This window comes from Mycolicibacterium madagascariense (genome assembly GCF_010729665.1).
Classification (GTDB): Bacteria; Actinomycetota; Actinomycetes; order Mycobacteriales; family Mycobacteriaceae; genus Mycobacterium; species Mycobacterium madagascariense.
Genome location: NZ_AP022611.1, coordinates 43,470 through 67,946, shown reverse-complemented (window position 1 = coordinate 67,946; position 24,477 = coordinate 43,470). Strand labels below are relative to the sequence as shown.

Annotated in this window: 20 protein-coding genes; 12 read left to right on the top strand and 8 right to left on the bottom strand. The window is 66.8% G+C overall.

The annotated features are described in order from the left end of the window. Positions 1-400 precede the first annotated feature (400 nt). Positions 401-1,372 carry a PDR/VanB family oxidoreductase gene (locus G6N60_RS27385; RefSeq protein ID WP_163744729.1) on the top strand — a complete coding sequence of 324 codons (972 nt, stop codon included), beginning with the start codon at positions 401-403 and terminating at the stop codon, positions 1,370-1,372. Between the two features lie 34 nt (positions 1,373-1,406). On the opposite strand, the gene G6N60_RS27380 is transcribed toward G6N60_RS27385, so the two are convergent. Together G6N60_RS27380 and G6N60_RS27375 are read right to left on the bottom strand one after the other, a co-directional pair. Continuing rightward, a complete protein-coding gene (locus tag G6N60_RS27380; protein ID WP_163744727.1) occupies positions 1,407-2,885 on the bottom strand; it encodes a carboxylesterase/lipase family protein in 1,479 nt (492 codons plus the stop codon). Next, positions 2,886-4,613, bottom strand: a complete 1,728-nt coding sequence (locus G6N60_RS27375; protein WP_163744725.1) for an N-acyl-D-amino-acid deacylase family protein — start codon at positions 4,611-4,613, stop codon at positions 2,886-2,888. Between the two features lie 344 nt (positions 4,614-4,957). Between G6N60_RS27375 and G6N60_RS27370 the strand changes: the two genes are divergently transcribed. The 8 genes from G6N60_RS27370 to G6N60_RS27335 all read left to right on the top strand — a co-directional run bounded on the left by G6N60_RS27370 (position 4,958) and on the right by G6N60_RS27335 (position 15,991). Next, positions 4,958-6,136: a CaiB/BaiF CoA transferase family protein gene (locus G6N60_RS27370; RefSeq protein WP_163744723.1), complete on the top strand. Its 1,179-nt coding sequence runs from the start codon at positions 4,958-4,960 to the stop codon at positions 6,134-6,136. Between the two features lies 1 nt (position 6,137). After that, positions 6,138-7,010, top strand: a complete 873-nt coding sequence (locus G6N60_RS27365; protein WP_246241387.1) for an HTD2 family dehydratase — start codon at positions 6,138-6,140, stop codon at positions 7,008-7,010. Further along, positions 7,007-7,825 carry an HpcH/HpaI aldolase/citrate lyase family protein gene (locus G6N60_RS27360; protein ID WP_163744721.1) on the top strand — a complete coding sequence of 273 codons (819 nt, stop codon included), beginning with the start codon at positions 7,007-7,009 and terminating at the stop codon, positions 7,823-7,825. Before G6N60_RS27365 ends, G6N60_RS27360 begins: the two co-directional genes overlap by 4 nt. A 36-nt stretch (positions 7,826-7,861) precedes the next feature. After that, entirely contained in the window at positions 7,862-9,016 is a 1,155-nt protein-coding gene (locus G6N60_RS27355) for an acyl-CoA dehydrogenase family protein (protein ID WP_163744718.1), read from the top strand. A gap of 82 nt (positions 9,017-9,098) precedes the next feature. Next, entirely contained in the window at positions 9,099-10,808 is a 1,710-nt protein-coding gene (locus tag G6N60_RS27350; RefSeq protein WP_163744716.1) for a class I adenylate-forming enzyme family protein, read from the top strand. Positions 10,809-10,999: 191 nt separating this feature from the next. Continuing rightward, a complete protein-coding gene (locus G6N60_RS27345) occupies positions 11,000-12,667 on the top strand; it encodes a flavin-containing monooxygenase (protein ID WP_163744714.1) in 1,668 nt (555 codons plus the stop codon). Positions 12,668-12,888: 221 nt separating this feature from the next. Then, complete coding sequence (locus tag G6N60_RS27340; RefSeq protein ID WP_163744711.1) at positions 12,889-15,342, top strand: CaiB/BaiF CoA transferase family protein; 2,454 nt, start codon at positions 12,889-12,891, stop codon at positions 15,340-15,342. A 4-nt stretch (positions 15,343-15,346) separates the two neighbouring features. After that, the gene (locus G6N60_RS27335) at positions 15,347-15,991 is read left to right on the top strand and encodes a nitroreductase family protein (RefSeq protein WP_163744709.1); all 645 of its coding nucleotides are present in this window, start codon (positions 15,347-15,349) and stop codon (positions 15,989-15,991) included. A 75-nt stretch (positions 15,992-16,066) separates the two neighbouring features. Here the strand turns inward: G6N60_RS27335 and G6N60_RS27330 are convergent, their stop codons facing one another. The 3 genes from G6N60_RS27330 to G6N60_RS27320 are packed head-to-tail and all read right to left on the bottom strand — an operon-like array spanning position 16,067 to position 18,839. Beyond that, positions 16,067-16,879: an SDR family NAD(P)-dependent oxidoreductase gene (locus G6N60_RS27330; RefSeq protein WP_163744707.1), complete on the bottom strand. Its 813-nt coding sequence runs from the start codon at positions 16,877-16,879 to the stop codon at positions 16,067-16,069. A 52-nt stretch (positions 16,880-16,931) separates the two neighbouring features. After that, positions 16,932-17,816: an enoyl-CoA hydratase gene (locus tag G6N60_RS27325; RefSeq protein WP_163744705.1), complete on the bottom strand. Its 885-nt coding sequence runs from the start codon at positions 17,814-17,816 to the stop codon at positions 16,932-16,934. Positions 17,817-17,852: 36 nt separating this feature from the next. Then, positions 17,853-18,839, bottom strand: coding sequence for a cyclase family protein (locus G6N60_RS27320; RefSeq protein WP_163744703.1), 987 nt, complete (start codon positions 18,837-18,839; stop codon positions 17,853-17,855). Positions 18,840-19,407: 568 nt separating this feature from the next. Between G6N60_RS27320 and G6N60_RS27315 the strand changes: the two genes are divergently transcribed. The 3 genes from G6N60_RS27315 to G6N60_RS27305 all read left to right on the top strand — a co-directional run bounded on the left by G6N60_RS27315 (position 19,408) and on the right by G6N60_RS27305 (position 22,382). Then, entirely contained in the window at positions 19,408-20,613 is a 1,206-nt protein-coding gene (locus tag G6N60_RS27315; RefSeq protein WP_163744701.1) for an acyl-CoA dehydrogenase family protein, read from the top strand. A gap of 75 nt (positions 20,614-20,688) precedes the next feature. Further along, positions 20,689-21,858, top strand: coding sequence for an acyl-CoA dehydrogenase family protein (locus G6N60_RS27310; protein ID WP_163744699.1), 1,170 nt, complete (start codon positions 20,689-20,691; stop codon positions 21,856-21,858). Then, positions 21,855-22,382: an HtaA domain-containing protein gene (locus G6N60_RS27305; RefSeq protein WP_163744697.1), complete on the top strand. Its 528-nt coding sequence runs from the start codon at positions 21,855-21,857 to the stop codon at positions 22,380-22,382. Before G6N60_RS27310 ends, G6N60_RS27305 begins: the two co-directional genes overlap by 4 nt. On the opposite strand, the gene G6N60_RS27300 is transcribed toward G6N60_RS27305, so the two are convergent. The 3 genes from G6N60_RS27300 to G6N60_RS27290 are packed head-to-tail and all read right to left on the bottom strand — an operon-like array spanning position 22,367 to position 24,475. Then, positions 22,367-22,894 carry a nuclear transport factor 2 family protein gene (locus tag G6N60_RS27300; RefSeq protein WP_163744695.1) on the bottom strand — a complete coding sequence of 176 codons (528 nt, stop codon included), beginning with the start codon at positions 22,892-22,894 and terminating at the stop codon, positions 22,367-22,369. The genes G6N60_RS27305 and G6N60_RS27300 overlap by 16 nt on opposite strands. Beyond that, positions 22,884-23,327, bottom strand: coding sequence for a Zn-ribbon domain-containing OB-fold protein (locus tag G6N60_RS27295; RefSeq protein WP_163744692.1), 444 nt, complete (start codon positions 23,325-23,327; stop codon positions 22,884-22,886). Before G6N60_RS27295 ends, G6N60_RS27300 begins: the two co-directional genes overlap by 11 nt. Further along, the gene (locus G6N60_RS27290) at positions 23,324-24,475 is read right to left on the bottom strand and encodes a thiolase family protein (protein ID WP_163744690.1); all 1,152 of its coding nucleotides are present in this window, start codon (positions 24,473-24,475) and stop codon (positions 23,324-23,326) included. The genes G6N60_RS27295 and G6N60_RS27290 overlap by 4 nt, the downstream gene beginning before the upstream one ends. Positions 24,476-24,477: the final 2 nt, after the last annotated feature.

The window sequence follows — 24,477 nt, the reverse complement described above, 5'->3', positions numbered from 1 at the left end:
ATTCGCACTTGACGGCGATCTGCGTGTCCCCGGGGAGATTCACCGCGTCGTCGCCAGCCGGTTGGACCGCTGTCACCCGCTCGACGGCGCCGTCCAGGACACGCCCGCACACCCATCATCGACGGGGCTCCGACCAACCCAGGGACGCACGACTGGCGGACCGCATCCCCTTGGCCCGAGTCGCCGTGCCGGCGAAGGCGGAGATTCCCGCGTCATCGCCACCATGCTGGTCCGACGACGCATTCTTCATCACTGGACAAACATTGGCCGCCGCCGGTCGATCACCCATCTGACCTGGGCAGCGCGATCCGATCGCGTCCGCTGGCGCCCGGCTGGTCTTTGCGCCGCCGACCGCTATAATCTAGTAACACAATAGAGACGACAGAAAACGAGCTAACTCATGAGTGGACTACGTGGTGAGACCGCCGAAGTCGAGATGACCCTGGACGTCACTCGACGTGAGGTGCTGACCCCGGAGGTCGTCCTGCTCGAGCTGTCCCACCCCATGGGTGAGGCACTTCCCGAGTGGGCGCCGGGAGCTCATGTCGACCTGGTACTACCCGACGCCGTGACCCGCCAATACTCGCTGTGCGGCGACCCCGCCAACCGCTCGACTTACCGCGTGGCGGTTTTCCTAGAACCGCAAAGCCGTGGCGGCTCGTCCTACATCCACCACTCGTTGCGCACCGGCGACCAGTTGGGGATTCGAGGACCCCGCAACCACTTCAAATTCGTCCCTGGCAAGAAGGTGTTGTTCATCGCCGGAGGCATCGGCATCACACCGCTGATTCCCATGATGGCCGCCGCCACCGACGCCGGCATCGAGTGGGAGTTGCATTACGGCGGACGGTCTCGCAACACCATGGCGTTCCGCGACGAACTCGCTGCCCGGTTCGGCGACCACCGCACCACGTTCATCCCGCAGGACGAGGCCGGCCTCATCGACCTAGCCGCGCTGCTGGGCTCACCGGACCCCGACACCGTGGTCTACTGCTGCGGGCCCGAACCTCTGCTGGACGCAGTGGAGGCCAAGTGCGCAACATGGCCCAAGGGCGCGTTGCACATCGAGCGTTTCACGGCCAAGGCCGTCGTCGGCGCTCAGAACGAGGCGTTCGAAGTCGAACTCGCCGTCACCGGTGACGTCCTATCCATCCCCGCAGACCGGTCCATCCTCGACGTGCTCGACGACCACGACGTTCCGGTGGCCAGTTCGTGCCGCGACGGTACGTGCGGCTCGTGTGAAACCGTGGTCTTGAACGGTCAACCCGACCACCGCGACTCCGTCCTCAGCGAAGAGGAGCAGGCGAGCAACGAGACCATGCTGGTGTGCGTGTCCCGTTCCCGCTCGGCGCGGCTGGTCTTGGAACTCTGACCGTAGGACGACCCATGCTGCGCGACACCGCGTGTCAGATGCGGCCCTCCCAGGCCGCGCGTCGCCACGGGTGCGGGTCGGTGACGACGGCGCCAGGCAGGTCGAACTGCCGTACCCGTCGTGCCGCGCCGTAGGGTTCCCACCCGGGGTGCCCGCGCGTCACGAAGCTCGTCCAGGCAGTGTGCATCTGGTCGGCCAATTCTTGGGGTGCGTCTCGCCCGCGGAGCGCACCGCCCCACGGATCCTTCAAGGTGTCGAACACGAAGGGGATTTCAAGGGTGTGGCAAGCACCCAGGTGACCTCCGAAAGTGGTTGGCCGCCAAGTGAATTCGTACATGAAGCAGTCCGCACCGGCGTCTCGTCTCGCGTCTGCGTACAGCACTGTGGGTACCCTGCAGAACCAGTCCGACTGGATGGCCACGAACAGCTGCGCTGCGCTTGCGGTGGGCATCTCCGCGCGGTACCGCGCGATCAGACCGAGCGGGTCGTCGTCGACCAGTCTGTCCACACTGCTGCGCAGCATGTCAGCAGTCATCCGGTCGCCCAGCCCGGTGGGTGCGGTGAACAAGCCGTATTCGTCGGCGTTGGTCCCGATGAGCAGCTCCATGCCGTTGGTGGCGCCCGCTCGCGCCGCGGTGACCGGGTGCGCGGTGAGGATCTCCCCGTCGACGACGGGTTGGAAAGCGAGGCGACGAAATGCGCGGAAGCGCGGCTCGGTGCCGCTGGTCACCCGGGTGACCACGTCGTTGGTCACCCGATGCAGGTCGGCCAGGTTGACTCCCTCGATGCCCCGCGGGGTCGGAGGCACCCCCAGCCGTGCGCTCAGCTCGAGCGTCATGAGCTGCGCATCGCCCACCGAGTGCACGTGGTGGCCGTCGCCGCTTTGCGCAATGGCCCGCCTGAACAGCCCCTTCGCCGCCGGCATCGTCGCCAGGGTCAGCACGCTCATCGCACCTGCGGACTCTCCGGCCACGGTGATCGACTCGGGGTCGCCACCAAAGGCGGCGATGTTCTCCTTCACCCAGGTCAACGCCGCGACTTGATCGAGCAGACCGCGGTTGGGCACCGCGCCGTCGAGCCACAGGAACCCCTCGACTCCGAGTCGGTAATTGATCGTCACCACGATTACGCCGTTTCGCGCGAACCCGCTGCCGTCGAAGGCGGTGGTCGACCCGCTTCCGGTGAGGAAGCCGCCGCCGTGTATCCACACCAGCACCGGTAGCTGAGACCCGCCGGGAGCGGAGGTCCACACGTTCAAGTTGAGCGCGTCCCCGCCGGGGCGGGACGAATCGGCGATGAGACCGGCCAGTGCGGGTGAGCGTTGCGGCGGCGCCGCGACGGTGGGCCCGTAGGTCGTCGCCTCGAGGACCCCGACGTGGGTCGGGGCCGGATGCGGCCGGGCGAACCTCAACGGGCCCACCGGGGGTGCGGCGTAGGGGATGCCCTTGAACGACCACACCCCGTCGACGCACGCCCCACGAATGCGGCCCTGCGCGACCTCGACGACGTCCATTCAGCCCACCTCGCCAGATCGCACCAGCCGGCCGGGCCGGGCCCCGGTGGCGACCCCGTCGCGATAAGTGATCTCGCCGGCCACGATCGTCGCCACGTACCCGGTCGCCGTCTGCAGCAGACGTTTCCCCCCTGCCGGCAGGTCGTACCCCACGAACGGACCACTGAAGGTCAAGGCGTCGAGGTCGATCACGTTGAGGTCGGCGCGCAGGCCCACCGCGATCCGCCCCCGATCGGTCAGCCCGACGCTGTCGGCGGTGTCGGATGTGAGGCGGCGAACCCCCTCGGCCACGGAGAACCGGCGTTGGTCGCGGACCCAGTAGGTCAGCAACCACGTCGGAAAGCCGGCGTCGAGGATGAACCCCACGTGAGCCCCTCCGTCACCGAGCCCCATGATGGCGTTGGGGTTGGACAGCATCTCCTCGCAGACCGACAGGTCACCCGAGGCGAAGTTGGCGAACGGTACGTAGATGAAGCCCATCCCGTCGCGTTCGAGCAAGACGTCGTAGGCCACCTCCGCCGGTGTTCGTCCTTGCCTGCCGGCGATGGCCGCCAATGATTCCGACTGTGCAGGAACGTAATTGGGCGGATCACCGAATCTGAACATGTTCGAATACGAGATGCGACTCATCAACGGGAACGTGCTGTATTCGGTAGGGTCCTCCTGCAGGATCCTCGCCCGGACGTCGGGATCGCGCAAGGCCGTTAGCCGGTCGGGCAGGCCGAGATGCGCCATGTCGGCGTAGGTCTCCGTGCCCGAGAACGGGTGCTGGCTTCCTTCCAGTCCCAGGAGCAGGCTGATCGACCGTGGGGCCACCACGGGCCGTAGCGAGACACCCTCGGCGATGGCGTCGTCGGCGAACGCCATCAGCTCGCGCCACTTGTCCTTGTCGGGCTGTGAACCACTCTGCAGCAAGCTGAACAGCCCTGGCCGGCCCGATCGTCGAAGCGCCCGACGAATCATCTCGAACTCGCCGACGACTTCGGCGTCGCTCAACTCCCCCACCACTTCGAACACCCCGCGGCCGGCGTCGGCCAATCCCTGAGTCAGTCCGACGATCTCCGACTCCCGGGCCAGCAGGGTGGGCGTCAGATCACCGGCGCGATTCCTGTGCGCGACCGTCCGCGACGTCGACACACCGAACGCGCCCGCCCGGACCGCCTCGGCGACGATCGACCGCATCTGCTCGACGTCGGCGGCGGTGGCGGGCTCCAGGCGTAATGCGCGCTCCCCCATGACGAACACCCGGATCGGGGCGTGCGGCACCAAGGCACACACGTCGATGTCCCGTGGAGTGCCGGCGACCACGTCCAGATATTCCTCGAAGGTCTCCCACTGCCAGGGCAGCCCTTCGTGCATCACGGCCGCCGGAATGTCCTCGACGCCCTCCATCAGGGCCACCAGGGCATCTCTGTCCTCCGGGCGGCACGGAGCAAAACCGACACCGCAGTTTCCCATCACCGCCGTCGTCACGCCGTGCCACGACGACGGTGTCAAACGGTCCGACCACACGACCTGGCCGTCGTAGTGGGTGTGGACGTCCACGAACCCGGGCGTCACCAGACGCCCGCGCGCGTCGATCTCCTCCGTGCCCCGCCCCGGGACCCGTCCGACTGCGACGATGACGCCGTCACGCACGGCGACGTCGCCGGTTACGCCCGTGGCGCCGGTGCCGTCGTAGACGGTGCCCCCGCGTACGACGAGGTCGAAGTCTGCCGATGCCGCCACGTTGAACCTCCGATGCGCTGCCGCGCCCGCCGCTGTCACGGGGGACGCTACTCACTGGTGTTGAAAGTCACTCGAAGACCACTATGCACCTACTATGGAGGACGGCCGCATAGTGCACGATCCCGAGCCGTCGAGGTCGCACATCCTGTCGTAGATTGTCTACCCCAATCACATTCCCGCGATGGGTATTTCGGCTCTCAATGACGACCAAAACCCCTGACCGTTGGCGGCCAGGGGGCTGCGTGGCGGTAGGCTGCGCCTGCCGCGCATGGCTGCATCCGTGGTAACGGTAAGTTGTGATGGAACATGATTGGCGCGTAGTCTTGGCAGGTCGCTGACCTGACATGGAGGACCACTTGCACCCACTAACCGGTGTCTCGGTGTTGTCGTTGGAGCATGCCGTGGCTGCTCCGTTCGCCACCCGCCAGTTGGCTGATCTCGGGGCCCGGGTGATCAAGGTGGAACGGCCCGGAACCGGAGACTTCGCCCGCCAGTACGACGAGTCAGTCGCAGGATTGTCGAGCTACTTCGTCTGGCTCAACCGCTCGAAGGAGTCGGTGGCCGTGGACCTGAAGTCAGACCTCGGTCGCGCGATGCTCCCACGTCTCGTCGAGCACGCGGACGTCGTGGTGCAGAACCTCGGGCCGGGCGCAGCCGACCGGCTAGGTCTATCGGCGGCGGCCATCCGCGGACGAGACCCCCGCAAGATCGTCGTGAGCATCACCGGATGGGGCAGCGACGGACCGTGGGCCGACCGCAAGGCCTATGACCTACTAGTGCAATGCGAGACCGGGCTCGTCTCATTGACCGGCACCGGGGACGACGTCGCCAAGGTGGGAGTGTCCGTTGCCGACATCGCCGCGGGCATGTACGCCTTTAGCGCCACACTGGCGGCGTTGTACCGGCGTGAGGTGACCGGTGAGGGCGCCTCCATCGAGGTGTCCTTGTTCGAGGCCCTCGCAGAATGGGTGGGCCAGCCCGCGCACTACACCGCAGGCGCCGGTCGGCAGCCGGGGCGGTTCGGAGCGCAGCACGCCACGATCGCCCCGTACGGCCCCTACCAGGCATCCGACGGTCACACCATTTTGTTCGCGATCCAGAACGAGCCCGAATGGGCGAGGTTCTGCGATCACGTGTTGGCGTGGCCCGCGCTCGCCACCGATCCGCGGTTCGTCTCCAACTCTCAGCGCGTCGCGCACCGAGACGAGCTCAACGCAATCGTCTCGGCAGCCCTCGCCGAACACGACAGTGGTCACCTCGAGTCCTTGCTCACCGCGGCGCGAGTGGCCTACGCAGGGGTCAACACCGTCGCGGAGTTCCTTGACCATCCGGTGCTCTCGGGCCGTGACCGCTGGCGTGAGGTGGACACCGAGAACGGGCCGATCCGAGCGTTGCTGCCCCCGATCGACCTGGGAGTCGAGCCGGTCATGGGCGCAGTTCCCGCCGTCGGAGACCACACTGCCGCGGTGCTGGCCGAGCTCGGGCTCGATCCTGCCGACTTACCCGCCAACTTAGGGAGCTGACGTGAGCGTCGCAAACGATGACACCTACGAGCTGTCCGACCTCGTCGAAACGTGGCGGCCTGGGCCCGTCGCGGTCGAGGATTCGATCATCGCGGAACCGGCTCGGCGACTGGGCGCTACGCTCGACCTCGACGACGCATTCGTCGACGGCGCCGCCCTGCCGCTGTTGTGGCACTGGCTGTACTTCCCGAGTTGGCCCGCCACCTCTCAGCTCGGCCCGGACGGCCACCCCACCGACGGACACTTCATGCCACCGATGCCGCAGCGGCGGCGGATGTTCGCCGGCGGACGGTTGGAGATCAAGGCTCCGATGGTCATCGGCGAACGCACACAACGGCTTTCCGAACTGGCCTCGGCGGTCGTCAAGCACGGTCGCTCGGGCGAGATGCTCTTCGTCACCATCCGCCAAACGTTCCGCCAAGGCGGCACGGTCGTGCTGGAGGAAGAGCGAGACTTGGTGTACCGCAGCGAGTCCGAGCGATCCTCGGCGTTCGCACGGGCGTCGGCGGGCGCGACCGCACCCCCGGCGGCGTGGCATCACACACCGCACATCGACGCCACGGTGCTGTTCCGCTTCAGCGCGTTGACCTCCAATGCGCACCGCATCCATTACGACCAACGCTATGCCGGCGCCGAGGAAGGCTTCCCCGATCTCGTCGTACACGGCCCCTTGCTGGCCATCTACATGGCCAACCTCGTCCACGCATCCGAGCACGAACGCATTCCGGCGTCATTCGACTTCCGCTTGCGGCGACCGGTGTTCCTCGGCGATCGGGTCACCGTCCAAGGAACGCCTGTCGCAGGCGGCGCCGAACTCGCCGTGGTGTCCGGCCAGGACACGATCCACGCGTCGGCCACGGTCACCTATCGATGACGGCACACCCCAGCGACGCGATTCGTGCCGCGCGCTCGCTGCTGTTCGTCCCCGGCGATCGGCCAGACCGTTTCGCCAAGGCGGTGGCCGCCGGCCCCGACTTGGTGGTCATCGATCTGGAGGACGCGGTCGGTGCCGCGGACAAGGACGCGGCTCGCGAGAACGCGCGGGCTTGGCTGGCGGCCGGTGAGACCGCGGTCGTAAGGATCAACGGATCGCGAACATCTTGGTACGAAGCGGATCTCGACATGATGTGCGAACACGGAACGGCTGCGATGGTGCCCAAGGCGGAGGATCCGGCACTCCTGGAGCGCCTCGCGCGCAGCGGCATCAGCGTGGTGCCGCTGGTGGAGACCGCCTGCGGCGTGTCGAACGCGCGTGAGCTGGCAATGGCCGACGGTGTCCAACGGCTGGCCTTCGGCAGCATCGACCTCGCCGCCGAACTGGGCGTTGACCCTACCGATCGGCAGGCCCTGCTGGTCGCAAGGAGCGCACTGGTACTCGCGTCGGCGGCGGCGCGGCTACCCGGACCCGTCGACGGAGTCACCACGGCGCTGACCGACCGCCGGCAACTGGTCGACGACGTGACCCACGCGCGGACGCTCGGATTCACCGCGAAGCTTTGCGTCCACCCCTCCCAAGTCGCGGCCGTCCACGACGCCACCGCCCCCTCGGCGGACGAAGTCGCCTGGGCACAGACGATTCTCACCGCCGCAGACCCCGCGGGCTCGGCGACGACCGTGGACGGCGAGATGGTCGACGCGCCAGTACTCTCCCGGGCCCAGCGAATCATCGACCAGACTGCCCGCGCATGACGCCGGGTGGACGCACAACGGACCGAGGAGCACGACATGACACTCACCTCTGAAGAACAAGCGATCGTCAAGACCGTCCGCGACTTCGTGGACAAACAAGTCAAACCGGTCGTCCGCGAGCTCGAACATGCCAACACCTATCCCGAAGAGCTCATCGAGACCATGAAGGAGATGGGCGTCTTCGGGCTGTCCATCCCAGAACCGTACGGTTTCGGAGCGGTGTCGATGCCGTGCTACGTCCAGGTGGCCGAGGAGTTGGCGCGCGGATGGATGAGCCTGGCCGGCGCCATGGGTGGACACACCGTGGTATCCAAACTCCTGCTCCTCTTCGGCACCGAAGAACAAAAGGACACCTACCTTCCACGGATGGCCTCCGGTGAGTTGCGAGCCACGATGGCGTTGACCGAACCCGGCGGGGGGTCCGACCTCCAGGCGATGCGTACCACCGCCCGCCCAGTCGACGGCGGCTACCTCATCAATGGAAGCAAGACCTGGATCTCCAACGCGCGCCGCTCGGATCTGATTGCGCTGCTCTGCAAGACCGACCCCGCCGCCCAACCGTCGCACACGGGCGTGTCCATCTTGCTCGTGGAGAAGGTGCCGGGATACACGATCTCCAAGGACCTGCCCAAACTTGGTTACAAGGGCGTGGAGAGCTGCGAACTGAACTTCACCGACTGCCTCGTCCCGTCGAGTGCGTTGCTCGGCACCAAGGAAGGCGTCGGCTTCGCCCAGATGATGAAGGGCCTGGAGGTCGGCCGACTGCAGGTGGCCGCCCGGGCCACCGGTGTGGCGCGCGCCGCCTTCGACGACGCCCTGCAGTATGCGCAGGACCGCGAGAGCTTCGGCAAGCCCATTTGGCAACATCAGGCGGTCGGCAACATGCTGGCCGACATGGCCACCAAGCTGTCGGCCGCGCGTGCGCTGCTGCTCACCGCGGCGGAGAAATTCGACGCAGGCGAACGCTGCGACATGGAGGCAGGCATGGCGAAGCTGTTCGCCTCGGAGGCGGCGATGGAAGTCGCACTCGACGCGGTGCGTGTACACGGCGGTTACGGCTACTCGACCGAATACGACGTGGAACGCTACTTCCGGGACGCTCCGCTGATGATCGTCGGCGAGGGCACCAACGAGATCCTCAAGGGCGTCATCGCCAAACAACTCGTCAAGCGCGGCGGCATCGACCTCTAGGCGTCCGCGCACTCGCACCGCGCCGGCGCGCTCGAATCACGTGCGCCATAGCTGCACGTACCTCATCGACAAGGATCGCATCATGGCTCTTAGCGACGCAGACCGCTTGGCTCTGCTGACCGGCCCACAGGGAACGTTCCCGCTGCGTCAACGCCACCGCGCCGGTCACACGGTGGAGGTCTTCGATCGCGAACCCCGGACGTTGCGCGACGCCTTCCTGGCGCTGTCCGGGTTCGGTGACCGCGTGGCCATCGTGTACGAGCAGCAGCGCTGGAGTTTCGCCGAACTGGCCTCCGAGACGGCGCGGGTCGCCCAGCTGCTCACCGGGCACTACGGCATCCGCAAGGGCGACCGTGTCGGGATAGCGATGCGGAACTACCCGGAGTTCGTGTTCGTCTTCGCTGCGACCCAGATCATCGGTGCGGTGGCGGTGCCGCTCAACGCGTGGTTACGCCAGGACGAGCTTGTCGACCTACTCAACGACGCGACCCCGGACGTCCTGATCGCCGACCAGGCACGGGTCGACTTCGTCCATGGCCAGGTGTCCATCCCCGTGGTCGGGGTCCGCGCCACGCAGCTCCCCGACGGTGTCGGCGACTACGACGCTCTGGTCAACGCCGACCGCTCGTCGACGCCCACCGTTCCCGAGGTGAGTGTCGAACCGGATGACCCGGCGACGATCCTGTTCACCTCGGGCACTACCGCCAAACCCAAGGCTGTCGTGCACACGCACCAAAACCATTCGGCGTCGTTGTTGAACAAGCTCATCCGAGCCGTCCAAATCGCCGCAGCCGAGCCCGGTGCGGCGCCGGTGGTGTCTCCACCCGCTGCGGCGTGCAAGCTAGTCACCTTCCCCTTCTTCCACATCGCCGGCATCAACACCATGTACAACACGCTCTACTCCGGACAATCCTTGGTATTGATGTACAAGTGGGACGCCCACGAGGCGGTGCGGCTGGTCGACCACGAGGGGGTCACCGAGATCTCCGGAGCTCCGTTCGTCGTGCAAACCTTCCTCGCCGCGGCCAGGGACACCGACCACGACCTCGGCAGCCTGCGTTCGCTGGGCATGGGCGGAGGCGCCGCACCGCAACAGCTCATCTCTGCCATCGACGACGTCTTCGGCGGATCGGTCACGCCGCGGACCGGTTACGGCATGACCGAGACCACCTCGGGGATCGTGGCCATCTCGGGTGAGGATCTGCGCGCGCGCCCCACCAGCGTCGGTCGGTCGCTGCCGACGGTGGAGGTGGCCATCGTCGACGGCGATCACCAATCAGTGAGCCCCGGCGACGAAGGCCAGGTCGCCGTGCGCGGCCCCCAGGTCATCGACGGGTACCAGGGCGGCGTGTCCGCAGAGAGCTTCGTCGACGGCTGGTTCCTCACCGGCGACCTCGGCCGACGAGACGAGGACGGGTTCATCTACCTGGTCGGCCGGCTCAAGGACGTCGTGATCCGTGGCGGCGAGAACGTGTCGTGCCTGGAGGTGGAGCAGGTGCTCGAACGGCATCCCGCGGTCGTGGAGGCCGCAGTACTCGGTGCGCCTCACGACACCCTCGGGGAGGAAGTGGTGGCCGTGGTGTCGCTCGCCGCGGACGCACCCGTCGAGGTCTCCCCAGCCGAGCTGACGTCCTTCGCCGGCGAGCGGCTCGCCGCCTTCAAGGTGCCCGCCCGCGTCGCGGTCGTGCGGCAGCCCCTTCCGCGTACCGCCAGCGGCAAGGTGATCAAGCGGGACCTGGTCCGCGAATTGGATCTCCAGTGGCTGCTCGCTGCTGGCACCGTCTCGATGTAAGCACGCGACGTTTCGCGACCGCCGGCCGAAACATCGCCGTCCGGTCTAGTTGTGTTCGGCGACTCCCGTAATGGTGTTACTGTATGAAAAGGGGCGTACACTCGGTGGTGCCGCCGGTACGCGCACCCTCAGCAGCGTCGCCCTCCGCGGTGCAGGAGTGGCTCCCGTTCAGACCGAAGGATGAACTCAACATGACTCAGGCAGAACTCGACGTCACCGCCGAACCCTCTACCGCCGTCGACCATTTCGACGTCATCGTCATCGGTGCGGGTATCTCGGGGATGTACCAACTCCACCTGCTGCGGCAGGCGGGCCGGTCCGTGCGCGTGCTGGAGGCCGGCAGCGACATCGGCGGAACGTGGTTCTGGAACCGTTACCCGGGTGCCCGCCTGGACTCGGAGACCTACAGCTACCAGTACGCCTTCACCAAGGACCTTCTCGAGGAATGGGACTGGAGCGAATACTTCGCCGGCCAGCCCGAACTCGAACAATATCTACACGAGGTGGCCCGCCGTTACGATCTCCGCAAGGACATCGAACTCAACGCGAGGGTGGCGTCGATGGACTTCGATCCCGACACCAACGACTGGACGGTGCTGACCGAGGACGGCAAGCGCCGGACCGCGCACGTCGTCATCACCGCGACCGGCGTGCTCTCCGCGCCGATCTACCCCCGCATTCCGGGCATCGACCGGTTCAAGGGCGAGACGTACCACACCGGCCTGTGGCCCCGCGACCGGCAGGTGAGCTTCGAAGGCAAGCGCGTCGCGGTCATCGGCACCGGGTCTACCGGAGTGCAGGCGATCACCGAGATCGGCAAGACAGCAGGACATCTCACCGTCTTTCAACGCACCGCGAACTGGGCGGTTCCCTTGAACAACGGTCCCATCAGCACCGACGAGATGAGTGCCATCAGGGCGCGCTATCCAGACATGTTCGACGAGCTGCAGAACACCTTCAGCGGCTTCTTGCACGATTGGGATCCCACCCCCACCACCGCCTACGACGACGACGCGCTGCTGGAACGGTTCGAGGCCGCTTACAGCGGACACGGGTTCAGCAAGTGGATCGGCCTGCCCAAGGACATCGGCACCGACGTGGATGCCAACAAGAAGTGGTCGGATTTCCTGAGCGCCAAACTGCGCCAACGCATCGACGATCCCGCCACCGCCGAGAAACTGATTCCCACCGACCACTACTACGGCTCCAAGCGGGTGCCGTGCGAAACCGGGTATTACGAGACCTACAACCGCGACAACGTCGACCTCGTGTCGATTCGGGACAACCCGATCGAGGAAATCACCGAAACCGCGATCCGCACGGCCGAGGGAGACGTCGAGGTCGACATGATCGTCTACGCCACCGGTTTCGAGGCGTTCACCGGAGCGCTCAAGCGCATCGACATCACCGGTCTGGGGGGAAAGAAGCTCGCACAGACCTGGGCCGAAGGCCCCGTCACCTACCTCGGGGTCCAGGTCTCGGGGTTCCCGAACCTGTTCATCATGGGTGGACCGCACGGCAAGGGCGGCCACGGGAACGGTCCTCGGTGCGCCGAGAAGGTACAAGAGTGGATGACCGCGTTCGTCGACTACATCTTCGACGAGCAGATCGCCCGGGTCGAGGCCGATCCCGCAGCCGAGGCCGCGTGGAGCGAAGAGGTCCAGGAACGTGCCCTGGTGGGCCTCATGTCCACGGCGAAGTCGATCTTCTTCGGCGACAACCTCGTCGACGAGAACGACCCCAGCACCAAGCCGCGCAAGCGGGTGTACGTGGCCTACGTCGGGGCGCTGTCGGAGTACGTCAATCGACTGCAGGACCTCGCCAAGAACGGTTATCCGGGCTTCGTCATCACCAAGTAGGAGATCGGCCACTGGCATTGGTGCTCGGTCGAGCTAAGACCATTGCAACCTAAATGGCCACATGAGACGTCGACGAGCCGCGTGTCGCCGAATCGTCATGTGTAACGCTCGTTTTGGTGAATCCCCATGTCCGCGATCTTGTCCGCGCCGCGTCTACGACAGTGAGCTCACACCAGTCGTTTAGTTGTGTAACTACACCACTTGCCACTAAGGTTGACACCATGGGCGAACTCACCCCCGCGCGCGGCGAAACTGCTCCCTTGCAGGGCGTGCGGATCTTGGACCTGTGCCGCGTCGTCTCCGGACCGTTCGGCTCGTTGTTGATGGCCGACCTCGGTGCCGAGGTGATTCGCGTGGAGCCGGTCCCGCATCACGACGCCCACCAGGTGCGGCCGGCCCGTCAGCTTGCGGTGGACGAGGCCTTCAGCTGGGGGCTCAACCGCAACAAGCGCTCGGTGAGCATCGACCTCAAGAGTCCGGCGGGGCGCGAGCTGTTCCACCGCCTGGTCGCCGACGCCGACGTGGTGTGCGACAACTTCCGACCTGGAGTCACCAAGCGCCTCGGCATCGACCGCGCGTCGCTGCTCGCCCACAATCCCTCGGTCATCACCTGCTCGCTGACCGGGTTCGGCGCCAACGGACCGTGGGCGGACATGCCAGCCTACGACCCCATCGTGCAGGCGATGTGCGGGACGATGAACTACACCCGGTTGTCGCCGGAAGGATCGCCCGTGCGGTGGGGCATCCCCATCGGCGACCTGTTCGCCGGCATCTACACCGCCATCGGAGTCGTCGCCGCGACAATCCATCGCGACCGCACCGGGGCGGGTCAGCACGTCGACGTCTCCATGCTCGACGTCATGCTGGCTCTGAACACCTACCGTGTGCCGCAGGCGCTCACCTTCGGCCAAGAGCCGCTGCCCGCGCCATTCGAGGGCGGGCAGGGGACCGTGCCGTTTGGCAACTTCCAGTGCCGCGAGGGGTGGATCGCGACCTGCATAAGTCAGCGTATGTGGAAGTCGGCTTGTGAGGTGTTCCGGCGACCCGACATGGCCGACGACGAACGGTTCCGCACGGGCGCAGCGCGTTACGCCCATCGCGACGAGTTGATTGCGTTGCTGCAGCAGATCTTCCTGACCAGGACTGCCGACGATTGGCAACACGACCTGATGAACGCCGGGGTCGTGTGCGGCAAGGTCACCGACGTCGCCGACGTCTTCCGTCACCCCCAGGTGCTCGCCCGCGGGATGGCCGTCGCCATCGAGGACGCCGACGGGCGCCGGGCGACCGTTGCCGGTGACCCCTTGAGCTTTGCGCGATCCGACATGTGGCGCGCTCCCAGCCCGTGCGGCGCCGACACCGCGATGGTGCTGCGCGACGTGCTGGGGATGACACACGACGACATCGCGCGCCTGCACGATGACGGCGTCGTCTTCGCGCCCAGCGGCATCAACGCCGCCCCGCTGCAACCCCATGCACGGGCCACGGAGGTGCGGCCGGCGGAGGTCGAGGCCGCGCTGCCGCCGCTGGCTGGCTTGTCGGTACTCGAACTCAACGGCGACGAGCCGAGCAAGTGCTTCGCCGCCCAGCTGCTCGCCGACCTGGGCGCCGACGTCATACGAGTCGACCGTCCCGTCGGGCAGATCATCGAACCGTATCCCGATCTCACCAGGGAAGCGTCCTTTCGAGCCGGCCTCAATCGCGGCAAGAAAAGCGTCGTCGCCGATCTCAAGACCACTGAGGGCAAGTCGCTGTTCTCGGAATTGGTCCGCAGGGCCGACGTCGTGCTGGACAACTACCGTCCCGGAGTCCTCAGCAAACTGGGAATCGACAACGCCAGCCTTAGCGAGGTGAACGCGGGCATCATCTCGACCTCCATCACCGGCTTCGGCCACACCGGCCCGTGGAGCTCGTTTCCCGCTTTCGACAATGCCATCCAAGCCCTCGGCGGCGGCATGAGCATCACCGTGGATCCGCAGACCCCCGATACGCCCGTGCGATGGGGCAATCCCATCGGCGGACTCACCGGCGCCATGTTCGCCGCGTTGGGAACATTGGCCGCGGTGCGCCTGCAGCGACGCACCGGCATGGGTCGCGTCGTCGACGTCGGACTGCTCGACGCACAGGTTGCCTTGCTCTCCTACCGCGTCCCTCAGGCGGTGACCGTCGGGCGTCGCTTCCTGCCCGAGCCCTACCGCGGCGGGAGCGGTTCACTTCCCTTCGGCGCCTTCCCCACGGCAGCAGACGGCTGGTTCGTCATCTGCATCACGCCGCAGTTCTGGCACGACTTTTGCCTCGCCCTGGGCCATCCCGAATGGGAGGACGACCCCCGGTTCGCCACCGAGCCGTTGCGCCGGGACCACGAGGCCGCACTCTACGAGAACGTGCGTCCGGCGTTCCTCGAACGGACCGCCGAGCAATGGCAGCAAGTGTTCTTCGACATGAAGCTGCCAGGAGCCAGCGTGCTCACCATCGGGGAGGCATTCCACCATCCGCAGGCGACCGCACGGGACATGTGCGTCACCCTGTCCGACGTCGGGGTGCCCGCCGGTGTCCAGGTGGCCAACACGGCGCTGAAGTTCTCGTCATCGCAGATGACATCGGCTCTCAGGGCGCCGGCTCCTGGGCAGGACACCGACGAGGTTCTGCGTTCCATAGCGGGTCAAACGGCGTAGCGCGATGGAGGTCGACGAGCTGCTGACCACCACCAGGTCGGCTCGCAAGACGCTCGATCTCGACGCGGCCGTCGACGTCGACGACATCCGAACTTGCTTGCGTATCGGCATGCAAGCGCCCAGCGGGTCCAACCATCAGGCATGGCGGTGGGTCGTCGTCTCCGACGTGGAGATCCGCCGCGAACCGGCGGAGTTGTACCGCCGCCACCATGATCGCCTGCAGGGTCGACGACTTGCTGGGCATGACGCGGCCAGCTCACCCGATGACCGCGTTGGTTCCTCGGCGGGCTGGTTGGCCAGACACCTCGCCCGCGTGCCGTTGCTCGTGATCCCCTGCTACGAGACCGTGCCGCTCGTCGCGGAGGGTCACGACGCGTTCACTCAGGCGACGTTGTATGGGTCGATCTTCCCGGCGGTGTGGAACTTTCAGCTTGCACTGCGCAGCCGCGGCTACGGAAGTTGCATCACCACGATCCACCTGCTCGACGAGCCAGCCGTACGGTCGCTGCTCGACATCCCGGACACCGTCACCCAGGGATGTCTGCTCCCGGTGGCGCGACTGCGGTCACGACGACCAGCACGACCTGGTCCGCGCCGGCCTCTGTCGGAGGTCGTGTCCGTCGATTCCTGGCGCGGACCGCCGCTGTAGTCAGCCCGAGCCCAACGCGCGAAAGCCGTCGGGTCGCTCACGCATCACAGGCGCCGAGCGCTCGGCGCCTCCCGCCTAGGGGGTCGGCGTGTCCACGTTGAAGAGGACCATGTTGCCGCCGTCGACCACCAGCGAGGTTCCGGTGATCTGCGCCGACAGCGGCGACAGCAGGAACAATAGCGCCGAGGCCACGTCGGCCGGGTAGGACAGCCGTCCGGTGGGGGTCTTCTTGACGTTCGCGTCCAGCAGCTCCTGGGTCCACTTCGGATTAGCCTGAGCCCGTGGTGTGCGCACGGTGCCGGGGGCCACCGCGTTGACCCGCACACCCAGGGGGCCCAGTTCGACGGCCGAGGTGCGCACCAGCGACATGAGGGCCGCCTTCATGGCCCCGTAGGCGGCGAGGTTCGGCGAACTCTGCAGGCCCGCAACCGATGCCACGAAGGCGATCGCGCCGCCGGTCTTGGTCCTCTCCCACACCCGTGCCGCCGCCTCCAGCGCCAAGTACGCGTGTTTGAGCACGATGTCGAAGTGAAAGGTCCAGTCATCGTCGGTGAGGTCCACCAACGGCTTGTAGCGGGCCAACCCGACGATGTCGGCGACGCCGTCGAGGCGGCCGAAGTCTTGTTCGACGTGGGCGAACATCTGCGCCGTCGACTCGCGGTCAGTGATCTCACCGACCAACGCCCGGCCGCCGACCTCGGCGGCGACTTGCTCGGCGCGGTCGCCGTCGCGGTCGACGCATACGACGGTGGCGCCAAACGCCGACAGTGCATGGGCGCTTTGGTATCCGATGCCCTGGCCGGCACCGAGTACCACGTGCACCTGCCCGTCGAGGCGCATCAGCGCTGCGTAGTCGGGAACGACGTTGGCGTCGGGTTCAGTTGGCATGTTCGGCTTTCTGGCTGGAAGTGGTTGACACGGGGGGACTGCGTGGCGCGTACTAGGACCCCGTGTGCGGCGACGCGTCCCTGCGCCATGGAACGGCGCCGTCGTCGGGCAGCGCGTGGGCGACGTCGTCGCCGTGCAACTCCGCCCAGTGCGCATGGTTGACCTGGTGAATCGAGAAGGCGGCCTGCAGTGCGTTGCGGAAGCCCTGGACGTCTTGGGTCTGGTTGACCGATTCCTTGATCAGCAGCGCCGTCATCGTCGGTCGCTTCGCAATCTCAACGGCATACTCCTCGGTGCGTTGGGCGAGCTGGTCTGACTGATAGACCTGCGAGACCATGCCCAGGCGGTGAGCTTCGTCGACACCCACCGATCCGCCGGTCAGCATGAGTTCCTTGGTTCTGCGGGCTCCGAATTCCCAAGGGTGTGCGAAGTATTCGACACCACACATGCCCAACCGGGTGCCGACCGGATCGGCGAAGGTGGTGCCCTGCGCGCCGACGATCAGGTCGCACGCCCATGCCAGGGTCAACCCCGCCGCGAGGACGTCGCCGTGGACTTGGGCGATGGTGATCTTGCGGAGATCACGCCAGCGCAGGGAGTTCTGGTAGTAGTGGTGCCATTCCTGGATCATCCGTTTCTCGGTTGCCGAACGCGTGGCGCCGTTGATGCCGAAAGTGGCGTGTTGGTCCGGGCCGGGTTCGCGCTCGACCGCCCGTTGTGGAGTCCCCATGTCGTGGCCGGCCGAGAACGACTTGCCCGCTCCGGCCAGGATGACGACGCGAACCTCGTCGTCGGCCTCCGCCCGCAAGAATGCCGCGTCCAATTCGACCAGTAGGCTTCGAGATTGAGCGTTGCGGTAGCGCGGCCTGTTCAGGGTGATCCGTACGACACGTCCCGCGTCGAGCTCCTCGTAGGTGAGGAAGTCGTATTCAGCCACGGGGGCGCCCTTTCCGAGTTGTGCGCGTCGTCGTGGTCATCGCACCGCGATCGGGTTCAGCGGCGATCCCACCGCTCCGGTCACCTTGAGCGGGGCAGCGGACAAGAAGAAGTCGTAGCGGCCGTCGCCCGCACACGCCTCGGCCAGGTCGTCGAGGTCCCATATCTCACCGATCAGGACGCCGGCGTTGACCAGCAGCACGACGTGCATGCCGAATTTCACCTCGGGCAGCGACTCGCAGGGCACGACCTCCAAACCCCATGTGTCCGAGGCGATGCCCGCGACGTGTCGCGGGAGGAGGTAGTCGCAGGCGCTCAGCCCCAGCCCCGGCGCCGGGCCCGCGGCGTAGTCCCCCCAGAACTCCTCGAAGCGTCGGTGTCTCATGTGGCCGGTACGGACCAGGACGAAATCGCCCTCCCCGATCTCGACGCCTTGGTGATCGGCGCACGCCGCGACGTCGTCGTCCTGAATGGCGTGTTCGGGTTCGAGCCAGTCGACGCCGTAGAACCGCGGGAAGTCCAGCAGCACTCCACGGCCCGTGGTGGTTTGGGAGACCTCGGTGATGCTGTTGCGGGTGGCGCCGCTACTCGTGACCGAGCGCGGGCCGTGCCCGTTGTAGGTCTCGCCGTCGAAGAAGACGTGACAGAACGCGTCCCACTGGGTGCCGGCCTGCAACGGCATGTAGACACCGTCGTCGGTGGACTGCATGCCGTGGCGGGCGTTGTCCCAATCGGCGAGCATGTCACCGCCGTGCTTGTACATGACGTGTTGCGGGTTCACCCGCGCACTGCCACTGCGACCGCGGTTGGGGCCGGACCGGTCCAGGGGCGCGCCCAAGGCGAAGACGTCCCCGGTGCGGATCAGCTCTGCGGCGGCGCGGACTCGGTCGGCGGTGACGTAGTTCGTCGACCCGCGGTCGTCGTCGGGTCCCCATGCGCCCCACGTGCGGTACTTCTCGGCCATGGCCAGAACGTCCGAGCGGGCGTATTGACGCCGCGGCGAGACTCCCGTGGGCAGGTCCATGAGATCCCTCCATACTTCGCTTCATGTGCGCGGTGGGCCTGCGCACACGGGGGATTCGACCAGGCGACGGTGTGATCACCCAGGTGGCGTGGCGACCCGCGCCCGACACGCCAAATTATGTTACATCACCATAGAACGGCGGTGTCCGCGTTACCGTCGTCCCGCCGTGCGAAGGTCGAGGGGTCGTACGGGCGGCCGGCGTCGGCGCCGTCGGGTCAGACGCTCGAACCGCGGATCGACGCCAGGTCGTCGACCAGCGTTTCGATCCTGTGCCACTTCAGGGACACCACGCGTTCGCGGATGCGCCAGCCGTCGCCGCGGGAGCGTCTCCGTGACGGCCTTCTCGTCTTCCAACGCGGCCACGCGGGCGTGCAGCTCGGCCAGTTGGCGGGTCACTGCCGATTCCTCGCCGTCTGCTGTCGTCACCGGCGATGCCGCACGAGATGTCCGTGAATTCGGGGGTATCGGCTGCGAGCGGCTAGGACGCCGAGGCGACCGGCGGCCTTAATTATGCTATACCATGCTAAGTGTCTCCACTAACCTCCTCCGAACCTCTTGGATGGTCCTCATGACGAGCTCAGCTCCCACGACCGAGGTCGACTCCACGTCGATCGCGGATCGCGCCCGCGCGGTGGTCACGGCACATCCCCCCGAGTCGAGCCCGGTCGCAGAATTGATGGGCGCGTGGTACGACGCCGGGCTGAGCTGGGTGCACTTCCCGGTGGGTCTGGGCGGTTTGGACGCCCCGCGGAGTTTGCAACCGGTCGCGACCCGGGTGCTGCGCGAGGCGGGCGGGCCCGAACCTCGCACGGTCAACACCATCGGCTACGGAATCGTGGCGGGAACCATACGGCGTTACGCATCCCCCGAATTCGCCGCGCGGCTGTTGCGTCCCCTGGCCACCGGCGAGGAAAAGTGGTGCCAGCTGTTCAGCGAGCCCGGAGCTGGTTCGGACTTGGCGGGCCTGTCGACGCGTGCCGTCCGCGACGGCGACGGGTGGCGGGTCACCGGACAAAAGGTCTGGAACAGCCTGGCTCACAGCTCGCGATGGGGCGTGCTCTTGGCGCGCACGGATCCCGACGTCCCCAAGCACAAGGGGATCACCTATTTCATCGTCGACATGACCACACCCGGAGTCGACGTACGCCCGCTGCGGCAGATCACCGGACGCTCCCACTTCAACGAGGTGTTCCTCGAAGACGTCTACGTCCCCGACACGCAGCGATTCGGCGAGGTCGGCGCTGGATGGATCGTGGCCAACAGCACCTTGGGCGACGAACGCACGTCCCTGGGGGATCGGGTGCCGGCGCGCGATGGCGGTGCAATCGGTGATGCGCTTGCATTGTGGCGCTCCCGACCGGAACGCCAAACCCCGGCTCTGCGGGACAAGTTGACGCGGCTCTGGATCAGGGCCGAGACGCACCGCCTCACCACCGATCGGGTACGCGTGGCAGCGGCCACCCGCGAAACGGCGGGTCCGGAAAGTGCCATCACCAAGCTCGTCGGTTCGGAATTGACCCAGAACGTCTATGAGTTTTGCGTCGATTTCATGGGCTTGGAGGCCACCCTCATCGACACCTACTCCCCCGACGCACCCGACGACGAGAGTGGTCCCACTGCCATCCAGCGCAAGTATCTGCGTTCACGCGCCACAACCATCGAAGGCGGCACGTCGGAGATTCAACGCAACGTCATCGGAGAGCGCGTCTTGAAGCTGCCGCAGGAGTTCCGCCGCGACAAGAGCGTGCCCTGGCGCGACGTGCCGCGGTCGTGACGCCCGACAGCACAGCTGCGACGCAGACAGAACTCCCCATCGATTCGACACTACCCCAGGAGCAGGTGGAACCCCGTGACACGTGAATTCGCCTTCAGCGAGGACTTTTTCGAGCTGAAGGCCATGCTCCGGCAGTTCTGCGACGAGGTGTCCCCCGAGACTGCCGTCAGGAACACCATGGAGTCTGCCGACGGGGTGGACCGTGCGACGTGGCGACGGTTGGGCACCGAGCTGGGTGTCCTCGGTCTGGCCGTGCCCACGGAGTTCGGTGGTGACGGCGCGGGGCTGGTGATGGCTGCCGGTGTGGTCGAGGAGCTCGGTGCCGCGCTGCTGTGCGGTCCGGTGGTGGGGACGTTGTGCCTGGCGATACCGACGCTGTGCGCAGTGTCCGACGCCGCGGTCCGCGATCTGCACTTGCCCGGGCTTATGAGCGGCGCCCGCATCGCGACGCTCGCGTTGCCCAGTCCCCGTGGCGTTTTCGACGCCGAGTTGGTCGAGGTGAGCGCCACCGGCGACGACGGTGGTTGGACGCTCAGCGGCATCGTCGACCACGTCGTGGACGGGTCCGTTGCAGACACGCTCTTCGTCGCGGCCCGCACCGCCGACGGCGTCGCGTTGTTTGCCGTCGACGCCACCTCCGACGGGGTCACCCGCCAACCGTTGTCGACGATGGATCTCACGAGACGCCAGGCCCGCGTCGTGTTCGACCAGTGTGCCGGCGCGCTGGTGGCCGCCGAGGCCGAGACTCCCGAGGTGTGCACCCGCGCGTTGCTGCACGCGGCGGTCCTGCTGGCGGCCGAGCAGGTCGGCGGAGCCCAGAGGATGCTGGACGCCACGGTCGCGCACGTAAGTTCTCGCCTGCAATTCGGACAACCCATCGGCGCGTTTCAAGCCGTGAAGCACCGCTGCGCAAACATGCTGGTGGCGTTGGAGCAGGCGCGGACGGCGACCTATCACGCCGCGTGGGCTCTCGACGACGACAGCGACGACCCCCGTCTGGCCGCGAGCCTCGCGCGCGTCGTGGCCTCGGAGGCCTACACCTGGATCAGTACCAGCGCGATTCAACTCCACGGTGGGTTGGGGTTCACCTGGGAGGGTCTTCCGCACCTGTACTTCAAACGGGCGACGACCGACGCCTTGATTCTGGGGTCGGTGGAGGATCACGTGGCGCTGGTGGGGAATGCAGCCATCGACGCTCAGATCGCGTTCGAAGACGGTTGGGCGCTGGCCGGGTCGACACGGTGAGCCCCGCGGCGCCCGCCGCCCCCGACGCATCGCTGGTCGGCTTGAGGTGGGCGATCAAGCACAGTTTCCTCGACTACGTCGCCAAGACCCCCGACGGCCGAGCCTACGTCGACCAGGGGGCGTCTGTCACCGCGTCCAACGACCTCGTGTTTCCTCCTCGCCAGGCACGGCTGAAGGGCGCGGCCGGCGGCGTCGACACCTACGAGTTCGGCGGAGAGGTGCACTTCGTCGCCTACGGAGGGATGCTGTACGTGCGGATCGGGGACCCGGTTATTCACGTGTGCGGAGGTGCGGGCCGGCTCACGGTGCGCAGCGTGGACGACGCGGATCGCTCGATCCGTGTCGAACTGGCGACGTTCACCGTGGGTGACACGGGGTCCGGCGTAGCAGGCCCGACGCAGTGGCACGCCACCGACGTCCGGTTGGCCGCCGAAGGGGTGCCGGTCTTCGCCGACGTGTATTCCACCGGTGAGCCGTTGGCACCGTTGCAGGTGCGTCTACCCGATGCTCAGGCCTGCGGCTGATCGGTGGGCCACCTCAGCCGCTGGTACAGCGGATCGGATGCGTCTCGGGTGCCCCGTAGGTGTCCGCCGGGGACGGCGTTGGTCGCCGGCAGCGTACCGTCCCATTCCATGACGACCCTGCGGTACACCAGCAGCCAGGTCCCGTCGACGCGTTCGAAGTAGTCCAGGTATCGGCCGAGGGACTGGTAGAGCGAGTCGGAGCCGGTTTGCATCCAGTAGCCGAAGTAGGTCTCCCCGAACGCTTCGTCGCCGGCGACGTCGAACACCGACTGACCCATGAGGTGATAGACGAAGGGGGACGCAGTGGTGAAACCGGGGTTGTTGCAAATGAACTCGGCGAACTCCTCGCCGCTACCTCGGAATCGGCCGTGGTCGTCGAAGGACCTCCTCGCGTAGCACGCCACGATTCCCGCGCGGTCCTTGCGGTCGACGGCCCGCGCGAGTCGGGCAACCAATTCGGTCAACTCCAGCTTGTCGGCCAGGATGTCGAGCCGACCGGGGTCAGTGGTCACGTGCGGATCCCTTCTCGTCGACAGTCGCAGGGTCGACGACGGCGAAGGTCGGAACCGTGCCGTGCTCACCAACGGTGGTGTACTGCACGGCCACTGGAGCCCCGACGACCGCGGCCCCCGGCGGCACACCGGTCAGGCGGGTGACGAGACGCGCGCCGCATTCAAGCTCCACCAGACCCACGGCATAGGGCACGTCGTCCTTGAAGGCCGGCGCATAGGCGCGGTGGTACACCACGAAGCTCCACAATGTGCCCCGGCCCTCCACAGACACCCAGGACGAGGCGCGGGACAGGCATTCAGGACACACTCCCGCCGCCGGCCACCGTACGTATGCGCAGTCCGTGCATTGCTGCAGCGTCAACGCCCCGGCCCGCGCCGCCCGCCAGAACGGCTCATCGTCCTCGGTCGGGCCATAGGGGTATTCGGTGCTCATGCAGCCTCCGCGGTGAAAATCGTGCTCGCGGCCTTCATCATCCCGAACGTCGAGCAATACTGCGCCGTGCGGATGTCGGGTGTCTGCCGCGCACCGGCGTCGCCTCTCATCTGACGGACCAGCTCGCAGAGATGCAGGAAGCCCCACATGTACGCCTCGGACAGTTGACCACCGTTGGTGTTGAGGGGCAACGCGCCGCCAAAGCCGATGTCTCCGTTGCGGAACGCCTCGCCGACGCCGCCGGGTTCGACGAACCCATACCATTCCAGCATCTGCATCACCCACACGCTGGTCGGGTCTTGGATGTACAAGGCGTCGACGGCGTCGCGGTCGATCCCCGCCGCCGGGTAGATGCGTTCGGCCACCTGACCGATCCACGGACGCAACCACTGATCGGCGTTCTGCTTGTCCCGCAGGCCCGTCTGCTGCGCGATCCCCTGAACGTAAACCGGGCGGTCGCTGAGCTCCCGGGCCTTCTGTGCGTCGGCCACGATCAGGCACGCCCCACCGTCGGAGATCATGCACAGGTCGGCCCGCCGGAGGGGCTCGACGAGATACGGTGCGTCCAGGTACTCCTGCACGCTAAGCGGTGTCTGAAAGATCGCCAGCGGATTGCGCTGGGCGTACCTGCGCTGCGAGACGGCGATCTCCGCGAGGTCGGCTTCGGTGGTTCCGTACAACTTCTGATGTCGCCGAAACGCCATCCCGGCGGGGCCGGCCACGTTGAGGAACCCGTAGACGGAGGCTTCGTCGGGTCGGCCGAGTGGCGCGGTGAACCGGTTGCCGGCGCTGCGTTGGATCGTTCCGTAGGTGATGGCCACGACGCTGGCGAGCCCGGCTTGGATGGCTGCGCACGCGAGGTGCAGGGAGAAGTTGCACGTTCCGTAGTCCAGGGTGGCGCTGTAGGCCGGGTTCAGGCCGGCGAGCCGTCCGATGTCGGTGTCGATTCCGTATCCACCAAACGACTTGCAGGTGATCAGGCCGTCGATTTCCGATTTGTCGATGCGGTTGTCGCGCAGCGTGATTCGCAGGGCCTCCACCGCGAGTTCGTCGGCGGAGATGCCGGGGATCTCGCCCTGAATGGTGTTGCCCACCGCCGCGATGGCCACACGACCGCCGACCGCCCCCGGCGTGGCGCGAACGCTCACGG